Origin of the sequence: Caulobacter segnis (assembly GCF_029543125.1) — a bacterium.
Taxonomy (GTDB): Bacteria; Pseudomonadota; Alphaproteobacteria; order Caulobacterales; family Caulobacteraceae; genus Caulobacter; species Caulobacter segnis_D.
In genome coordinates this window covers 269,334-286,038 of record NZ_JARQWW010000004.1, presented here as the reverse complement: position 1 = coordinate 286,038, position 16,705 = coordinate 269,334, and the positions used below count along the sequence as shown (strand labels likewise).

Here is a 16,705-nt window from a genome sequence, read left to right as displayed (position 1 = left end):
AAGACAGCGGTATCTTTCTAGATCAGTCCCAGGGCCTTGAAGCTGGCCACGCCCTCACGACCAACCACCAGATGGTCGTGGACCGAGATGCGCAAGGACCGTCCCGCATCGATGATCTGTCGGGTCATGTCAATGTCCTGCCCCGAGGGTGTCGGATCGCCGGATGGATGGTTGTGAACCAGGATCAGGGCGCTGGCCGACAGCTCCAGCGCCCGGCGCATGACCTCGCGCGGATAGACGGGCGCGTGGTCGACCGTGCCCTGGTTCATCCGCTCGTCGGCGATCAGCTGGTTCTTCTTGTCCAGGAACAGCACGCGGAACTGTTCGCGCGCCTCGTTGGCCAGGGCGATGCGCACATAGCCGAGCAGGGCGCTCCAGGAGGAGATGACGGGCCGCTTGGCGATGCTCTCGCGGCCGATGCGCAGGGCGGATTCGTGGACAAGCTTCAGATCCAGGGCCGCGCTGGCGCCGATGCCCGCCACCGTCTTCAGCTCATCGATGGAGGCGCCGAGCACGCCGCCGAGAGAGCCGAACCGCGCCAGCAGCGCCTTGGCCTTGGGCTTCACGTCCCCGCGCGGGAAGGTGCGGAAGAGGTGAAGCTCCAGAAGTTCGTAGTCAGGCAGGCCGGCGAAGCCGCCCAGACGCACACGCTCCCGCAAGCGTTCGCGATGACCCTGGTTCAGGTCCGCAAAGCCGCCGTTCCTGGCGCTCTCCGAAACGTCGTCCACGCCCGCTCCCGCTTTCGCGTATCACGGGTATGATAAACTTTCCCGATGGGTTGGAAAGCGCTTCGCGCGCCTGTGTCTTACTCGCCCTGGATCGGCGGCTGGAACAGGCCGGCGGGGGAGGCGGTGAAGATCTCGATCCCCGTCTCGGTCACGCCGATCGAGTGCTCGCACTGGGCCGACAGAGACTTGTCGCGGGTGACCGCGGTCCAGCCGTCCGACAGCACCTTCACGTGCGGCTTGCCCAGGTTCACCATCGGCTCGACGGTGAAGAACATGCCCGGCTTCAGCTCCGGACCCGTGCCCGGACGGCCCACGTGCAGCACGTTCGGCTCGTCGTGGAATACGCGGCCCAGGCCGTGGCCGCAGAAGTCCTGCACCATCGAACAGCGCTGCGCCTCGGCGTAGGTCTGGATCGCGTGGCCGACGTCGCCCAGGGTCGCGCCCGGCTTGATCACGGCCAGGCCGCGGGCCAGGGCTTCATAGGTGATCTCCACCAGACGGCGCGCGCGGGTCGGCACCTTGCCGACGCCGTACATGCGCGAGTGGTCGCCGTGCCAGCCGTCGACGATGACGGTCACGTCGATATTGGCGATGTCGCCTTCACGCAGGGTCCAGTCGCCGGGGATGCCGTGGCAGACCACGTGGTTGCGCGAGATGCACACCGTGTGGCTGTAGCCCTTGTAAAACAGGCAGGCGGGCAGGGCGCCGTGGTCCAGGATGAACTCGCGAGCCAGGGTGTCGAGATGCTCGCTGGAGACGCCCGGCTGCACGTGCGGCACGAGCATGTCGAGGCACTCGGCGGCCAGACGGCCGGCCTTGCGCATGCCTTCGAAATCCTCGGGCTTGTGGATCTTGATGGTCCCGTCGCGGACTTCGGTCTCGAGGATCTCTTCGCCAGACGCCATGCTTCTCAAACTCCAGGCCGCCGCGCCGTCAGGGCGTTTCGCGCCACGGGATATGGCGTGAGGGGCGGCTCTCTTCAGGGCTTATGTCGTAATCTACCACAAAAGTTCAACGTCCGCCGCCTCAGACGGCTGCGGCGCGTGGTCCGAACAGGATGATCGCGGCGCCGGCCAGGCAAAGGCCCGCCCCGGCCATGTCCCAGATGTCGGGCCGGGTCTTCTCCACCAGCCACAGCCACAGCAGCGACGCGCAGATATAGACGCCGCCATAGGCCGCGTAGGCCCGCCCCGCCGCGCTGCTCTCCACCAGGGTCAGCAGCCAGGCGAACAACGCCAGCGACGCGAGCCCCGGCAGCACCCACAGCGCCGACTTGCCGGTCCTCAGCCAGGCCCAGAAGGCGAAACAGCCCGCGATCTCCGCCAGGGCCGCGCCCGCAGAGACGAGAAAGGTCATCGGCCCAGCCACTCCAGCGGACGGCGAAGCGTGATCGCCTCCTGTGAGATGTCGCAGGCGTAGATCAGGACCTCAACCCCGGTCTGGGTGACCTCGGCCAGGGCGGCGGAGAAGGCGGGGTCCAGGTCCTCGCAGGTCCTGAACCGCTCGCAGTCGGTGCGCTGAACCACCCACAGCACCACGGCCCGGTCGCCCAGAGCCGTCCGACCGGCCAGGTCGCGCAGGTGCTTGGTGGATCGGGCCGCCACGCAATCGGGAAACTCCGCCAGCCCCGGCTCGCGCATGAGGTGGCAGTTCTTCACCTCCAGCCAGCAGGGCGGCCGATCGGGATGCTCCAGCAGGAAGTCCACGCGGCTGGCCTCGCTGTAGCGCACCTCGGGCCTGATGGTGGCGTAGCCGGACAGCTCGGGGATGGCGTCGGCGGCCAGCGCCTCCGCCACCAGGCGGTTGGGCAGCAGGGTGTTGATCCCCACCAGTCCGCCGTCGACCTCCAGAAGCTGCAGCGTCCAGGGCAGCTTTCGCTTCGGGTTCGGATCATAGGAGATCCACGCGCCCAGCCCCTCGTCCTTCAGGCCCAGCATGGCGCCGGGGTTGGGACAGTGGGCGGTGATCGCCGTGCCGTCGTCGAGAACCACATCGGCGAAGAAGCGCTTGTAGCGTTGGACAAGGCGGCCGTGCGCCATCGGTTGCGGCAGGAGCATGCGGGGTCTAAGTCCGGGGAAACGAGCGCGACATTTAGGGAAGACGGGCGATGACCACCAGCGCTGAACGGGTGACCGCGGCGGTCCTGATCATCGGCGACGAAATCCTGTCGGGCCGGACCCAGGATGTGAACCTCAACGCCATCGCCAAATACCTGGCCACCTATGGCGTCGATCTGTGCGAGGCGCGGGTCGTCTCGGACGTGGAGCAGGACATCGTCGACGCCGTGAACGCCCTGCGCACGCGCTACGACTATGTGATCACCACCGGCGGCATCGGCCCGACCCATGACGACATCACCGCCGACAGCGTCGGCAAGGCGTTCGGTCTGCCTGTGCATGAGCACCCCGAGATCATGGCCATGCTGGAGGCGCGCTGGGGCGAGGTGAACGCCGCCCGCCGCCGCATGGCCCATGTGCCTGAAGGCGGAACCCTGGTGAAAAACCCGGTCCAGGGACCGCCCGGCTTCCAGATCGGCAATGTCTTCGTCCTGGCCGGGGTGCCGGCGATCATGCGCGGCATGCTGGACGATGTGGGCCCGCGCCTGCGCACCGGGGCGGTGGTGATCTCCCGCACCGTGCGGGTCGATGGTTCGGGCGAAGGCCTGATCGCCGCGCCGCTGGAGGCGGTGGCCAAGGCGCATCCCGACCTGTCCATGGGCAGCTATCCGTTCTTCACGCCGCCGGACGGCTATGGCGCCAATCTGGTGGTGCGCGGCCGCGACGCCGCGCAGGTCGATCAGGCGGTCGATGAGCTGATCGAGGCTCTCAAGGCCGCCGGCGCCGCGAAAGTTTGGGCCGTGGAGGCCTGATCACAAAAGCGGAACCGCCAGCGTGATTCGAGGATTTCCTTAGGTAACCCGTTCTGGGGAGGAAGAAGGAGGTCCCCGATGACCCGCCCGTTTGACGACAAGACCGAAGACCGTTCGTTCGAGCCGCGCAAGCCGCTGTTCGGGGGCGACCGCAGCCATGCCGAGAAGCTCTGCGCCAAGACCAACAAGGATAAGCCGCTGAGCGACACCCTGTTCGGCGACAACGACGCCGGCGGCCGCGCCGGCCAGGGCGGCATGGGCGGTCCGGCCTGCTGAGGCCAGCCTAAAAACAATACTGGAAGGCCGGGCTTTCGCCCGGCCTTTCTGTTTTGCGGAACAGGCGCTCTCGAAAGCGGTTTGCCCTTCATACCAAAAGGGAGCGCCAGATGAGCCGGTCCGTCATCGCCTACGCCAACGGCGTCGAAGTCTGGGCGGTCAGCCTGCCGGGCGTCGAGGGCGAGCGCTTCGTTGTCAAGGACGCCCAGCGCACGCCCGTGGACTGGGCGTTCGCCACCCAGGCCGAAGCCATGGTCAAGTTCGACGAGCGCGTGCGTCTCACCCAGCCCGGAGGGGCCGGGACCGCCTAGGGCCGGGGCCGCGCGCCACGCGCATTTCACATCCCGAGCAAGGTCAGTTCATTCCGCTTGAAGGCTCTGGCGGAATGCCTCGTCGCGCAACCGGTATAAAGGGCGTTTCAAAATTGGTTGACCAATTGGTGTGAGTTTTCATCGGGCAAAGGTATGGAAATGGGTTGACAGAAGTGCCTTGCCAATCCAGCGTCCCCGCAACAAAAAGACATGCGGGAGGCGATGTTGCTGAGGATGCGGACCGATGGGGCTCAAGACGGCTCCAGCAGACGTTTGACGACGGTGCTCATGGCGGGGACGGCCATGATGCTGGCGAGCCCCGCGCTGGCTCAGACGCCCGACGCCGGCGTCGACGAGATCGAAGAAGTCGTCGTCACCGGCATCCGGGCTTCGCTGCAAAGCGCCCTCGTGCAAAAGCGCGAGGCCGACAACCTTGTCGAAGTCATCCAGGCCGAGGACATCGGCAAGCTGCCGGACCAGAACCTCGCCGAGGTGCTGGAGAACGTCACCGGCATCCAGATCACCCGCGAGGCGGGCGTCGGCCGCGGCGTCCAGATCCGCGGGACCGACGCCAATCGCGTCGAGATCAACGGCGTCTCCACCGTGGGCTCGGGTTCGGGCCGTTCGGGCATCAGCTTCGACGACCTCGCCGCCTCGATGATCAGCTCCGTGCAGGTCATCAAGGTGCCGGAAGCCAAGACGATCGAAGGCTCGGTCGGCGGCACCATCAACCTGCGCACCATCCGTCCGCTCGATCTGTCCGAGCCGCTGATCGCCTTCAGGGCGCAGGCCGAGAACAGCGACCTGTCGAAGACCACGACGCCGCGCTACTCGGGCACGGTCGGCAAGCGCTGGGACACCGATCTGGGCCAGTTCGGCCTGGTCGGCAGCTTCAGCTACGCCGAACAGGACGTGGTCGCCTTCCGTCCGCGCGTCGACCGCGACGCCGTGGTCACCCCGACGTCTGGTCGGACGAGCGCTCAAGCCTTCCCGTTCCTACGGATCCAGTTCTTCAACCAGGACCTGGACAACTTCGAATACGAGACGAAGAACTTCTCGGGTTCGGCGGAATGGAAGCCGACCGACAACCTAAAGCTCTATTTCGATGCGACCTTGAACGATCAAAAGCGCGCCGAGCAGAGCTCCACGGTCCAGATTTCCACCGTCTCCGACAACGGCGTCGTCGACCGGACCACCAACACCGCGTTCGAGACCGTCAATCTGGGCAAGGTCCAGGGGCCGAACGGCGTCGTCGATCTCGGTTCGGTCCAGGCTGCTCTGGCCGGCGTCATCCTGCCCAACACGACCGGCAACCTCGCGCCCTATCTGCGTACGACCAGCGACACCGGTTCGCGCCTGACGGAAAGCCGCGTGTTCTCCTTCGGCGGCGAATGGAAGGGCGACCGCCTGAAGGTCGAGGCCCAGGCGGCTCTGTCGACCTCCGACTCCGTCCTGCCCAGCTTCAACACCACGCTGGAGTTCGTGAACCCCATGTCGCCGCGCCCGGTGGCCGGCGTCTCCCTGGCCAACGGCGTGCCGATCGAGTTCGACCTGCGCGGCGACACCTTGCAGTTCGGCATCGCCCAGAACCAGGCCACGACCCCCACCTCGGCTCACCTGCTCGATCCGGCCAACTACCGCCTGCAGCAGGTGGCCCAGGGGCGCAGCATCCGTGAGAACGAGGAAAAGGCGCTTCGCCTCGACGTCTCCTACGACACGGTCGGCTCCTTGCCCTTCATCACGTCCTTCGATGCGGGCCTTCGCTGGAATGAGACCAGCGCGCTCAATGACAACGTGACGGGCACGACGAACTTCACCAACGTCACCTCGTCGTTCTTCCGTCCGAGCGGCGACCGGTTCGCCAACCTGATGATCGCCGGGCCGAGCAACTTCAACGGCGCCGACGACCGTCGTCTGTACTTCAAGGACTTCATGATCATCGACGGCGCGAAGGCCTTCGGCGATCCCACGGGCACCCTGGCCGCGATCAACGCGGCGATCACGGCCAGCAACGCCGCCAACGGCGCCAGCATTCCCCTGATCGGCGAGCCGACCTCGCAGGCCAGCGCCTTCTTCGAGATCACCGAGAAGACCAGCACCGCCTACTTCCAGGCCAACTTCGACACCGAGGTCGTCGGCATGCCCGTGCGGGGCAACGCGGGCGTGCGCTATGTCACCACGGACCTCAAGTCGGTGGGCAACACCGTCGCCACGGGCGGGACTTCGGCGCGCTCGGAGAACGAGACCTCCTACAAGTTCTGGCTGCCGCGCTTCAACGTGGTCGCTGAACCGCGCGAGGACGTCATCATCCGCGGCGGTATCGCGCGTGACATCCGCCGTCCGGACTTCAACACCCTGTCGTCCTCGGTGACCTTCGCGACCAGCGAGAACACGGCGGTCAACCGCGGCAACCCGAACCTGGAGCCGGAGACGGTCCTGTCGTTCGATCTGTCGGCGGAATACTACTTCGCGCCGTCGAGCTTGATCAGCCTCGGTGTGTTCCACAAGATCCGCGACAACCTGTTCGCCAGCGTCACCGAGAGCCCGCCGGACAACGCCGTCGGCGGCGTGGTGAACCGCAGCCGCGACCAGGCCTGCCCGGGCGGCGGCATCTACAATCCGATCGCGGTCATCAACGTGAACCACCCGGCCCGGGGCCAGACCGGCATCTGCGTGCCGCTGACCTCGACCTTCAACGTGGACGGCGAGACGACCCAGACGGGCATCGAGGCGGCCTTCCAGTATGACCTGTCCCAATGGGAGGACCGGTTGGGCCGGTTCGGCTGGTTCTCCGGCTTCGGCGTGATCGGCAACTTCACGTACCAGAAGACCGGCGGAAACGTGGATAGCTACCGGACCATCGGCCTGACCCGTAACACCACCCGTGACCTGGGCTTCAACCCGCTGCCGCAGGACCGCGTCGAGCTGGAGAACCTGTCGAAGTACGCCTACAACGCCACCCTGTTCTACGAGCGCGGCGGCCTCAGCGCCCGGATGCGCTACACGTGGCGGTCGGACTTCATCAACACCGAAGCTTTCACCTCGGCCTTCGATGTGCCGCGCGTGAGCGACGATCGCGGGCAGCTCAACGCCAGCGTCAACTACGACATCACGCCTTGGGCCACGATCGGCCTTGAGGGGATCAACCTCACCCGTGAGGACGCCAACGAGTACTGCATCAATGACGATGCGCTGCTTTGCTACAATGGCCTGACCGACCGTCGGATCGTTGGCGGGATCAGCGTCCGCTTCTGACCTGAACTGCCCTGCGCAAACCTGGGGACGCCCGCTGACGCCGGCGTCCCCTTTTTGCGTTCAGTAGCCTTGAGTTGAAGCGGCCGCCGGCCGCTCAGGCCTGGGCTGAGAGCGTCGCCATGAAGCGGTCGCGGTCGTGCTGCATCCGACGACGAACCTCGGCCAGGGCTTCGGCCTCCTCGGCGGCCATCATGGCCTCGAACAGGCGATGGAAGTGGTCGCGCATGGCGGCCCGGGAGGCCTGAGGATCGCGGTTGCGAAGCGCCGACAGGATCGCGGCGTGCTCGTTCGTCCTGGAATCCCAGTCATGGTGGCAGACGCTCTGATAGACCTGCTTCACCTTCGGCAGCTCGTTGCGCATCCGCCAGATCAACTTGATGCAGTACTCCACGACCGGATTGCCGGCGATGCGGGCGATGGCCTCGTGAAACTTCTGGTCGGCGACGCTGGCCTCCGCGTCGGTGGCCGAGGGGTCGGACATCTGGCAGATCAGGGCATCCAGCTCGGCCAGGGCGTCGTCGTCGATGTTGGCGGCCGCCAGGGCGGCGGCCTCCGCCTCGAACACCGCGCGCGCCGCGGTCAGGTCAAAGGCGGTGACGTCGGGCAGGCGGCCGGCCGCGTGCGCGTCGCGCGACAGAACGTAGACGCCCGAGCCGGTCTTGATGGAGATCCAGCCCAGCGCCTCCAGGGCGATTTCCGCCTCGCGGATGGTCACCCGGCTGACATTGAAGCGTTCGGCGAGCTCACGTTCGCCCGGCAGGCGGCCGCCGACGGGAAATTCCCCCGCCTCTATCGCATCGCGGATTTGTTTGGCGACCGACTGGTAAAGGCGCTGTTCTGACATCGGCGACTCGTAGACCTCTTTGGCTGATCAATACACCCTTACGGACCACTCCGGGCAAGCCTCCGCCAAGCTGGGATGCAACGGCTGGTAGCGGCGGACTGAAACCCAACCGCCCAACGCGCGCCATGCCGTGCTTGTCGATATGGGCGCTCTGGTTCCGACCCGCGGTCGATGGCGACATGCTCACAGCCGAGAGCCAAGTCCCGCCCCGCACCCCGTGTCAACCAAATATGCCGCAAAGTGGTATGGATATTTGTCAGGCAAACTGGATGTACTGGTATGCAAATCCGGTTGACGGGTTGCGCCCGACTTCATAGCGTCAGGATCCAGAGATCGCGAAGATCCGCCGCGGGAGGAACGATGTCGACGCAGGGTCTGAGAGCGCCTCTCATCGCAATGATCGTCGCAGCGGCCGGCGTCGCGCCAGCCTTCGCTGAATCAGCCCTGGTGCGTACGCCTGCAGAGTTCACGTCCGCCCTGGCCCGTGTTCAGCCCGGCGACACCCTGACCCTGGCCGATGGCGAGTGGCGCGACTTCCAGGCCGTCTTCACCGGCGTCGGCGCCGCAGGCCGCCCCATCACCCTGACAGCCCAGACGCCGGGGAAGGTGATTCTCACGGGGCGTTCGAATCTGAGCATGGCCGGCGAGCACCTCGTGGTGTCGAACCTGGTGTTCCGTGACGGCTTCTCGCCGACAGGCGAGGTGCTGTCCTTCCGCAAGTCCCGCACCGAGCGCGCCAACCACAGCCGCGTCACCGGCGTGGTGATCGACGGCTTCTCCAAGCCGGACCGCGCCGAGTCCGACAACTGGGTGGCGCTGTACGGTCATCACAACCGCTTCGACCACAACCAGCTCACCGGCAAGACCAACGCCGGCACGACCCTGGTGGTGATCCGCGATCCCGAGCAGGGGCTCGAGAACCGCCACGCCATCGATCACAACTATTTCGGCCGGCGCGCCGTCCTGGGCTCCAACGGCGGTGAGACGATCCGGGTCGGCACCAGCCACGCCTCCGCCTCCAGCTCGTTCACCACGGTCGAGAACAACTGGTTCGAACAGTGCAGCGGCGAGGTCGAGATCGTCTCGAACAAATCGGGCGGCAACGTCTATCGCGGCAACGTCTTCTTCGAATCCCAGGGCGCCCTGGTGCTGCGGCACGGCGACGACAACCTGGTCGAGAACAACGTCTTCATCGGCAACGGCCTGCCCAACACCGGCGGCGTGCGGGTGATCAACCGGCGCAACACGATCCGGAACAACTACATGGAAGGCCTGGCCGGATCGAACTTCGGCAGCGCCCTGACCATCATGTACGGCGTGCCCAACTCGCCCCTGCATCGCTATGTCCAGGTGGACGGCGCGGTGATCGAGAACAACAGCTTCATTGATGTACGCGAGATGTCCTTCGGCGCCGGCATGGATGCCGAGCGTTCCGCCGCCCCTGTGAACAGCCGCTTCGTCGGCAACCTCATCGTCAACCGTGACGGCCGCGACCCGGTCCGCGCGCAAGGCGACATGAGCGGCGTCACCTTCCTGCGCAACATCCAGTCGCCCAAAGCGACACAGTCCGGCGTTCTGGGCCGAAAGGTCACGCTGGCGCGCGGCCCGGGCGAGCTGCTTCTTCCCAAGGGGCTCAAAGGCTTCGGCGTCGGCGCCGATATGACCTTCGTCGGCCGTGAGCAGACGGGGGTGAGCTGGTATCCCAAGAAAAAGGCCGTCGTCGCTCTCGACAGCGGCGCGGTTCACGCGGCGGCGCCAGGCGAGGACACGCTGACACGCGCGATCGCCCAGGCGGCTGCTGGCGACCGCATCATGCTTCAGCCCGGCGTCTACATCGTCAACCAGATCGTCAGCCTGAACCGCGCCGTGACTGTCCAGGGGCCCGTAAAGGGCCGCGCCGAGATACAGTTCTCCCGTCCCAGCCTGTTCGAGATCGGCGGCGGGGCGGCTCTGCGCCTGTCGCGCGTGACCATCTCCGGCGCCTTGGCCCCCGATGTGGCCGGCGCGGCCGTGTTGCGGGCAGGGCAGGGCGCGGCCGGCTATCAGCTGATCGTCGAGGACAGCGCGTTCGAGGACCTGACGGTCAACCGCAGCTTCAACGTCTTCGCCGCCGGGCCGGGCAGCCTGGCCGACCGCATCCGCCTGGAGCGTGTGACGGTCGACAAGGCCACCGGCTCGGTCATCGCGGCCCATACTGAAACCGCCGACCTTGGCGCCTATAACGCCGAGGTGGTGGAGGTGATCGACAGCACCTTCCGTGATGTGACCGGGCCAGTGCTCGATCTTTATCGTGGCGGCACGGACGAAAGCACTTTTGGTCCGCGCCTGATCCTGACCGGTTCGACCTTCGAGCGCAGCGGCCGCGCCGACGACGGCGCCTTCAAGCTCTACGGCGTCCAGCGCGCGCAGATCCGCGGCAACCGCTTCGTCGACAGCGGCGCGCCGAACTTCTTCCGGCGCGTGGGCGACCCGGTCTTCATCTGGAGCGGCAACCGTCTCGAAGGCACGCCAGACCTGATCACCAATGTGAAGCCGCTGGAGGTCGCGCCCTGAACCGTCCCCTCCTCATCGCCGCCGTCGCGGCCCTGTCCGTCGGAGCACCGGCGGCCGCCCTTGCGCACAGCGCCAATCCCCCCGTGGCCGTGCTGGCCAGTGAGGCCGCCCCTGTCCTTGTTTCGGCCGACCAGTGGCGCGCCATGGCCCAGGCGGGCGAGCGCTACCCGATGTTCGCCGCCGAGCGCGAGCGGGTCGAGCGCGAGCTTCGCGCGGCCATGGCCGCCGGGATCAAGGTTCCTCAGCCGCGCGACCTGGGCGGCGGCCTGACCCACGAACAGCACAAGGCCAACTACAAGGCCATCGCCGGGGCGGGCGCCCTCTACCGTCTGACCGGCGACCGCGCCTACGCCGACTTCGCCCGGGATCTGCTGCTGGAGTACGCCCGACTCTATCCGACCCTGTCGAACCACCCGGCGGGCAAGTCGTCGGTGAAGGGGCGGCTGTTCTGGCAGGCGCTGAACGACTCCGTCTGGCTGGTCTACTCGGCCCAGGGCTATGACGCCATCCGCGACACCCTGACCGCCGACCAGCGCCGCAGGATCGACGACGACGTCTTCCGCCGCATGGCTCGCTTCCTGTCGGAAGAAAACGCCGGGTACTTCGACCGGATCCACAACCATGCGACCTGGGCCACGGCCGGGGTCGGCATGACCGGCTATGTGCTGCGCGACCGGACTTTGGTGGAGCGCGCCCTGAACGGGACGGCGCGTGACGGGAAGGCCGGCTTCCTGCGCCAGGTGGACGAGCTGTTCTCGCCCGACGGCTACTATGCCGAGGGGCCGTACTATCAGCGCTACGCCCTGGCGCCGTTCATCATCTTCGCGCGGGCGATCCAGCAGAACGAACCGGCGCGCGGCATCTTCAAGCGGCGCGACGGCGTCCTGCTGAAGGCCGTCGATGCGGTGATCCAATCGTCCTACGGGGGCAAGCTGTTTCCGATCAACGACGCCATGCCCGACAAGGGGCTGGACACCGAGGAGATCGTCACCGGCGTCGCCATCGCCTACGCCCAAACCCGCGACGCGGGCCTGTTGTCGATCGCCGGGCAGCAGGGACGCACGATCCTTTCGCCTGACGGCCTGGCGGTGGCGCGGGGCGTCGCGGAGGGAATGGCCAAGCCCTTCGACTTCCGGTCGATGGAGCTGCGTGACGGGCCGAACGGGGACCTGGGCGATCTGGTGTTCCTGCGACGCGGCGGCGCCGACGGCCAGGCGCTGGTGATGAAGAACACCCAGCAGGGGCAGGGGCACGGCCACTTCGACCGCCTCAACTGGCTGTTCTACGACGACGGCCATGCCGTGGTGCGCGACTACGGCGCCGCCCGGTTCCTCAATGTCGAGGCCAAGGGCGGCGGCGGTTACCTGGACGAGAATGACAGCTGGGCCATGCAGACGGTGGCCCACAACACCCTGGTCGTAGGCGAGAAAAGCCAGTTCGGCGCCGACTGGCGCGTGGGCGAGGCGCATCCGACCAAGCCCCTGTTCTTCAAGGCGGGGAAGGGGCTGCAGATCGCCTCGGCCCGCATGGACAAGGCCTATGAGGGTGTCGTCCTGACCCGCACCCTTGCCATGGTCGAGCACCCCGATCTTGCCTACCCGGTGGTGGTCGACCTGTTCCGCGCCGACGCGAGGTCGCCGACGACCTACGACCTGCCGCTGCACTTCAACGGCCACATCATCACGGTTTTCGACGCGGAGCATTCCGTCCGTGAGCGCCCCGTGCTGGGCAAGGATTCCGGTTATCAGCATCTGTGGGTCGACGCGGTCGCGGCGCCTTCGAGCCAGAGCCGCGGCCTCACCTGGCTGCTGGGCAAGCGATTCTACACCTACCGTTTCGCGGCGTCGGCTCCGACCAGCGCCCTGCTGGTCGAGAGCGGCGCCAACGATCCAAAGTTCAACCTGCGGCGCGAGCCGGCCCTGATCCAGCGGATGCAGGGGCAGGCGGGAGCCAGCTTCTTCTCGGTGCTGGAGCCGCACGGCGCCTATGACCCCACCGCCGAGACCGTGTCTGGAGCGACCAGCCAGATCCGTGACATCGCCCGCGCGCGCGGCGAGGGCGCCGAGGTCATCGTGCTGACCCTGGCCTCAGGCAAGCGGCTCGCGCTCGGCGTGGCCGACGTTGCCTCCAAGACCGCCGCTCACGCCGTGCGGATCGACGGCCAGGTCTACGAGTGGACCGGGCCTTACGCCCGGTTCGACCACTAAGGAGACGATGATGAAGTCCGGCATGAGGTGGGTCATCATCGGCCTGATCGGCGTGGCCACGGTGGTCAACTACATCGACCGCAACGCCTTGGCGGTGATGTGGCCTGAGATCGCATCCGAGGTCGGGGCCACCAAGGAGGACTACGCCCTCCTGGTCACCATCTTCATGCTGTTCTACGCCCTGGGTCAGTTCGTTTTCGGAAAGCTGTTCGACGCCATCGGCGTGCGGCTGGGCTTCGCCCTGTCCATCGGCGTCTGGTCGATCTCCATCGCGCTGCACGCCCTGGCCAGTTCGGTGGCCTCGTTCAGCATCTTCCGCGCCATGCTGGGCATCAGCGAGGCGGGCGCGTGGCCCGGCGCCGTGAAGGCCAACGCCGAATGGTTTCCGGCCAAGGAGCGGGCCCTGGCCCAAGGCATCTTCAACGCCGGCGCCTCGGTCGGGGCCATCATCTCCGCGCCTTTGATCGCCCTGATTTTCCTGTGGATCGGCTGGAAGGGGACCTTCCTGCTGGTGGGCGCCCTGGGTTTCATCTGGCTGCTGCCGTGGCTGGTGATCTATCGCGCGGGCCCGGACCGCCATCCGTGGGTCAGCGCCGCCGAGCGCGCGCTGATCCTGGACAAGCCCCAGGCTCATGCTTCCGACGAAGCGCTGGCGCCGGTCTATGTGCCCACCATGCGCCAACTGCTGTCGCACCGGCAGAGCTGGGGCGTGATCCTGTCGCGCTTCTTCCTCGACCCCATCTGGTGGCTGTTCGTCTCCTGGCTGCCGATCTATCTGGCCGAGACCTTCAATTTCGACATCAAGCAGATCGGCATCTTCGCCTGGGTCCCCTATGTCGGGGCCATGATCGGCAGCATGTTCGGCGGCTGGCTGTCCGGCTGGCTGATCAAGTCCGGCCGTTCGCCCGGCATGGCGCGCAAGCTCACCGTCACCCTGGGCGGCCTGATCATGACGCCCTGTCTGGTGGCGGCGCCCAACATGACCGATCCGACTATGGCGGTCCTGGTCATCGCCGGCGTGCTGTTCGGTTTCCAGATCGCCATTGGCAACATCCAGACGATCCCCGGCGACCTGTTCGACGGCCGTTCGGTCGGCTCCCTGGCCGGCATCGGCGGCATGGCGGCGGTGGCCGGCACCCTGATCACCACCTGGCTGGTGCCTGTGATGACGAAGGTCTCCTACGGCCCGATCTTCATCCTGGTCGCCGCCCTGGTTCCGCTTTCCATCCTCTCCCTGTGGTTCGTCACCGGTCGCATCGCGCCGGTCCAGGCGGCCACCCCTATTGCTCTGAAGGACTCCTAATGCGCCTCAAGGACAAGGTCGCCATCGTCACCGGCGGTGGCCGCGACATCGGCCGCGACGTCTCCCGCGTTCTCGCCCGCGAAGGGGCGAAGGTCGTGATCAACTTCGCCAATGACGAGGCCAGCGCGGCGCAAACGCTGGAAAGCGTCCGCGCGGCGGGTGGCGAAGCCATCGTGCATCGCGCCGACGTGACCACGGCCGCGGGTGTCGACTCCCTGGTGGCGGCGGCCAAGGCCGCCTACGGCAAGGAGGTCCACATCCTGGTCAACCTGGCCGGCGGCATGGTCGAGCGGCGTCCCCTGGCGGACATCGACGAGGCCTTCTTCGACAAGGTCATGACCCTGAACCTGAAGTCCGCCTACCTGATGACGAGGGCGGTGGCGCCGCTGATGCCGGAGGGCTCCTCCATAATCAACTTCTCGTCCCAGGCCGGCCGTGACGGCGGCGGGCCGGGCGCCTCGATCTATGCGACCTCCAAGGGCGCGGTGATGACCTTCACCCGCTCCATGGCCAAGGAGCTGGGGCCAAGAGGCGTGCGCGTGAACAGCCTGTGCCCGGGCATGATCGCCACCAGCTTCCACGACATTTTCACCAAGCCGGAAGTGCGCACCGCCGTGGCCGGCAACACGCCGCTGCGCCGCCAGGGCCGCCCGGAGGAGGTCGCCGAGACCGTGGCCTACCTGGCCTCGGACGCGGCCGCCTTCGTCACCGGCGTGAACCTGGACATCAACGGCGGGATGTTCTTCTCGTGACGCGCGGCGGGCGGATCACGATCGCGCTTGCCCTGGCGCTGGCCGGCCCGCCCGCCTCCGCCCAGAAGGCTGCCCTAAAGACGGCGGAGTGGCGTCCAGCCTGGACGGCTTCGGCGGCTCCGGCGCGGTTCGACGGCACGCCCGACGCGCCGCTGGGTTATCTGGACCAGACCGTCCGCCAGGACATCCGCATGGGTGTCGCGGCCAAGGCGGTGCGCCTGCGCATCAGCAACGAGGTCGGCCAGGCGCCGCTGGCGCTGGACTTCCTGACCGCCGCCGGCCCTGACGGGCGCGTGCTTCCGGTCACCTTCAGCGGCGCGCGCGACATCGTCGTTCCCGCGGGCGTTGCGCTGGTCAGCGATCCCCTGCCGATCACCCTGAAGCGCTCCGATTTTCTGACGGTCAGCCTGCATGCGCCGGGGCCCACGCGCGGCGTCGTGCGGCGCACGGCCGTCCGCCTGGGAGCCGGCAACGCAGCTGTGTCGTCCGATGCGCGGCTGGAACGTCGCCAGAGCTTCGTTTCCGCCGTCTACGCCCTCACCGAAAGGCCGCCCGCGGTTGTCGTCGCCTTGGGCGATTCCATCACCGAGGGCGCGACCTCGACCCTGGGCGCGGAGGCCGACTGGCCCTCCGTCCTTGGCCGCCGCCTCGAAGCCGCCTGTCCTGGAGCCTTCGTGGTCGTGAACGCCGGGATCAGCGGCAATCAGGTGGTGCGCGACGGGCGCAGCCCGAACGTCCGCGCGCGCCTCGACCGCGACGTGCTCTCCCTGCCGGGCGTCACCCATGTGATCCTGATCGAGGGCATCAACGACATCCGCCATGACGGCGATCCCGCCAATGTGGGCCGCACGCCCGAGGAGGTGATCGCCGCCTATCGGCAGGTCATCGGCCGTCTGCATCTGCGGGGGATCAAGGTCATCGGCGGCACCCTGACGGCGTTCGCGGACTCTGAACGTTTCGACGAGCGTTCCGAAAGCGCGCGGCAGACCGTCAACGCCTTTATTCGCGACAGCGGGGAGTTCGACGCCGTGGTCGACTTCGACAAGGCGACACGTGATCCGGCCCGGCCGGAGGCGCTGCTCAAGGCCTTCGGGCGCGCTGACCGCCTGCATCCCAACGACCAGGGCTATGAAGCCATGGCCAAGGCCATCGACCTGTCAGTCTTTGGAGCCAGGTGCGCGAAGTGAAGCGGGGGGCTCAGCGTTCCTGACGCCGACCAGGCGCCAAGCGACCAGAGCCTCTCGAAGGATTTCCCCCGGATGCGGCAGGGGCGAGACAAAGTCGTTGTCAGACGTGGCCATCACCATTTCCCTTCAGCCGTCGGCTTAAGCCGCGCGCTAGTGGCGGTCTCCAAACCAGACGTCCTCGGGGCCTTCGGAACCCAAGACAAAGACGTCCGAAACTGGTCGCTGACGCTTGGCGATCATTTGCCGTCCAAGTCGCCGCTGAGAGCATGCGGCCGGTTTCCCGGCGGATGCCGCCCAGACGTCCCGACCGGGAGGTCTGGTAGGGACGGTGGGACTCGAACCCACACAGCCAGAGGCCAACGGATTTTAAGTCCGGTGCGTCTACCATTCCGCCACGTCCCCGCCGTCCTGCGCTTAAGG

The 16,705-nt window shown here is 67.0% G+C and carries 14 protein-coding genes and 1 tRNA gene; 9 read left to right on the top strand and 6 right to left on the bottom strand.

Annotated features, from left to right (window positions below):
- Positions 1–17: 17 nt before the first annotated feature.
- The 4 genes from radC to sfsA all read right to left on the bottom strand — a co-directional run bounded on the left by radC (position 18) and on the right by sfsA (position 2,785).
- On the bottom strand, positions 18–728 hold the full coding sequence (gene radC / locus P7B02_RS14045; RefSeq protein WP_277786964.1) for a RadC family protein: 711 nt from the start codon (positions 726–728) through the stop codon (positions 18–20).
- Positions 729–805: 77 nt separating this feature from the next.
- Entirely contained in the window at positions 806–1,633 is an 828-nt protein-coding gene (gene map / locus P7B02_RS14040; protein WP_277786963.1) for a type I methionyl aminopeptidase, read from the bottom strand.
- Positions 1,634–1,754: 121 nt separating this feature from the next.
- On the bottom strand, positions 1,755–2,084 hold the full coding sequence (locus P7B02_RS14035) for a YnfA family protein (RefSeq protein ID WP_277786962.1): 330 nt from the start codon (positions 2,082–2,084) through the stop codon (positions 1,755–1,757).
- Positions 2,081–2,785 carry a DNA/RNA nuclease SfsA gene (gene sfsA / locus P7B02_RS14030; RefSeq protein ID WP_277786961.1) on the bottom strand — a complete coding sequence of 235 codons (705 nt, stop codon included), beginning with the start codon at positions 2,783–2,785 and terminating at the stop codon, positions 2,081–2,083. Before sfsA ends, P7B02_RS14035 begins: the two co-directional genes overlap by 4 nt.
- 50 nt (positions 2,786–2,835) lie before the next feature.
- Here sfsA and P7B02_RS14025 point away from each other — a divergent pair, with 50 nt between their 5' ends.
- The 4 genes from P7B02_RS14025 (at position 2,836) to P7B02_RS14010 (ending at position 7,439) form a co-directional block, all read left to right on the top strand.
- Positions 2,836–3,597: a competence/damage-inducible protein A gene (locus P7B02_RS14025; RefSeq protein ID WP_277786960.1), complete on the top strand. Its 762-nt coding sequence runs from the start codon at positions 2,836–2,838 to the stop codon at positions 3,595–3,597.
- A gap of 78 nt (positions 3,598–3,675) precedes the next feature.
- Entirely contained in the window at positions 3,676–3,873 is a 198-nt protein-coding gene (locus P7B02_RS14020) for a hypothetical protein (RefSeq protein ID WP_277786959.1), read from the top strand.
- A 110-nt stretch (positions 3,874–3,983) separates the two neighbouring features.
- Positions 3,984–4,184, top strand: a complete 201-nt coding sequence (locus P7B02_RS14015; protein ID WP_277786958.1) for a hypothetical protein — start codon at positions 3,984–3,986, stop codon at positions 4,182–4,184.
- A gap of 234 nt (positions 4,185–4,418) precedes the next feature.
- A complete protein-coding gene (locus P7B02_RS14010; RefSeq protein ID WP_277786957.1) occupies positions 4,419–7,439 on the top strand; it encodes a TonB-dependent receptor in 3,021 nt (1,006 codons plus the stop codon).
- A gap of 94 nt (positions 7,440–7,533) precedes the next feature.
- Here the strand turns inward: P7B02_RS14010 and P7B02_RS14005 are convergent, their stop codons facing one another.
- Positions 7,534–8,283 carry a FadR/GntR family transcriptional regulator gene (locus P7B02_RS14005; protein WP_277786956.1) on the bottom strand — a complete coding sequence of 250 codons (750 nt, stop codon included), beginning with the start codon at positions 8,281–8,283 and terminating at the stop codon, positions 7,534–7,536.
- Between the two features lie 396 nt (positions 8,284–8,679).
- On the opposite strand from P7B02_RS14005, the gene P7B02_RS14000 reads away from it, so the two are divergent.
- The 5 genes from P7B02_RS14000 (at position 8,680) to P7B02_RS13980 (ending at position 16,285) form a co-directional block, all read left to right on the top strand.
- Complete coding sequence (locus P7B02_RS14000) at positions 8,680–10,836, top strand: polysaccharide lyase 6 family protein (protein WP_277786955.1); 2,157 nt, start codon at positions 8,680–8,682, stop codon at positions 10,834–10,836.
- Positions 10,837–10,919: 83 nt separating this feature from the next.
- The gene (locus P7B02_RS13995; RefSeq protein WP_277786954.1) at positions 10,920–13,043 is read left to right on the top strand and encodes a heparinase II/III domain-containing protein; all 2,124 of its coding nucleotides are present in this window, start codon (positions 10,920–10,922) and stop codon (positions 13,041–13,043) included.
- Between the two features lie 22 nt (positions 13,044–13,065).
- The gene (locus tag P7B02_RS13990; RefSeq protein ID WP_277786953.1) at positions 13,066–14,346 is read left to right on the top strand and encodes an MFS transporter; all 1,281 of its coding nucleotides are present in this window, start codon (positions 13,066–13,068) and stop codon (positions 14,344–14,346) included.
- Positions 14,346–15,098: an SDR family NAD(P)-dependent oxidoreductase gene (locus P7B02_RS13985; RefSeq protein WP_277786952.1), complete on the top strand. Its 753-nt coding sequence runs from the start codon at positions 14,346–14,348 to the stop codon at positions 15,096–15,098. The genes P7B02_RS13990 and P7B02_RS13985 overlap by 1 nt, the downstream gene beginning before the upstream one ends.
- Positions 15,095–16,285 (top strand): SGNH/GDSL hydrolase family protein, encoded by a 1,191-nt coding sequence (locus tag P7B02_RS13980; protein ID WP_277786951.1) that lies wholly within the window; start codon positions 15,095–15,097, stop codon positions 16,283–16,285. Before P7B02_RS13985 ends, P7B02_RS13980 begins: the two co-directional genes overlap by 4 nt.
- 317 nt (positions 16,286–16,602) lie before the next feature.
- Here P7B02_RS13980 and P7B02_RS13975 read toward each other — a convergent pair.
- A tRNA-Leu gene (locus P7B02_RS13975) sits at positions 16,603–16,687 on the bottom strand.
- Between the last annotated feature and the right edge of the window lie 18 nt (positions 16,688–16,705).

Excerpts from the sequence above, each read along its gene's own strand:
- P7B02_RS14035 (WP_277786962.1), bottom strand. The coding sequence starts at position 2,084 with ATGACCTTTCTCGTCTCTGCGGGCGCGGCCCTGGCGGAGATCGCGGGC.
- P7B02_RS14025 (WP_277786960.1), top strand. The coding sequence starts at position 2,836 with ATGACCACCAGCGCTGAACGGGTGACCGCGGCGGTCCTGATCATCGGC.
- P7B02_RS14005 (WP_277786956.1), bottom strand. The coding sequence starts at position 8,283 with ATGTCAGAACAGCGCCTTTACCAGTCGGTCGCCAAACAAATCCGCGAT.
- P7B02_RS14015 (WP_277786958.1), top strand. The coding sequence starts at position 3,984 with ATGAGCCGGTCCGTCATCGCCTACGCCAACGGCGTCGAAGTCTGGGCG.
- map (WP_277786963.1), bottom strand. The coding sequence starts at position 1,633 with ATGGCGTCTGGCGAAGAGATCCTCGAGACCGAAGTCCGCGACGGGACC.
- P7B02_RS14000 (WP_277786955.1), top strand. The coding sequence starts at position 8,680 with ATGATCGTCGCAGCGGCCGGCGTCGCGCCAGCCTTCGCTGAATCAGCC.
- P7B02_RS13985 (WP_277786952.1), top strand. The coding sequence starts at position 14,346 with ATGCGCCTCAAGGACAAGGTCGCCATCGTCACCGGCGGTGGCCGCGAC.
- P7B02_RS13990 (WP_277786953.1), top strand. The coding sequence starts at position 13,066 with ATGAGGTGGGTCATCATCGGCCTGATCGGCGTGGCCACGGTGGTCAAC.
- P7B02_RS14010 (WP_277786957.1), top strand. The coding sequence starts at position 4,419 with ATGCGGACCGATGGGGCTCAAGACGGCTCCAGCAGACGTTTGACGACG.
- P7B02_RS14020 (WP_277786959.1), top strand. The coding sequence starts at position 3,676 with ATGACCCGCCCGTTTGACGACAAGACCGAAGACCGTTCGTTCGAGCCG.
- sfsA (WP_277786961.1), bottom strand. The coding sequence starts at position 2,785 with ATGCTCCTGCCGCAACCGATGGCGCACGGCCGCCTTGTCCAACGCTAC.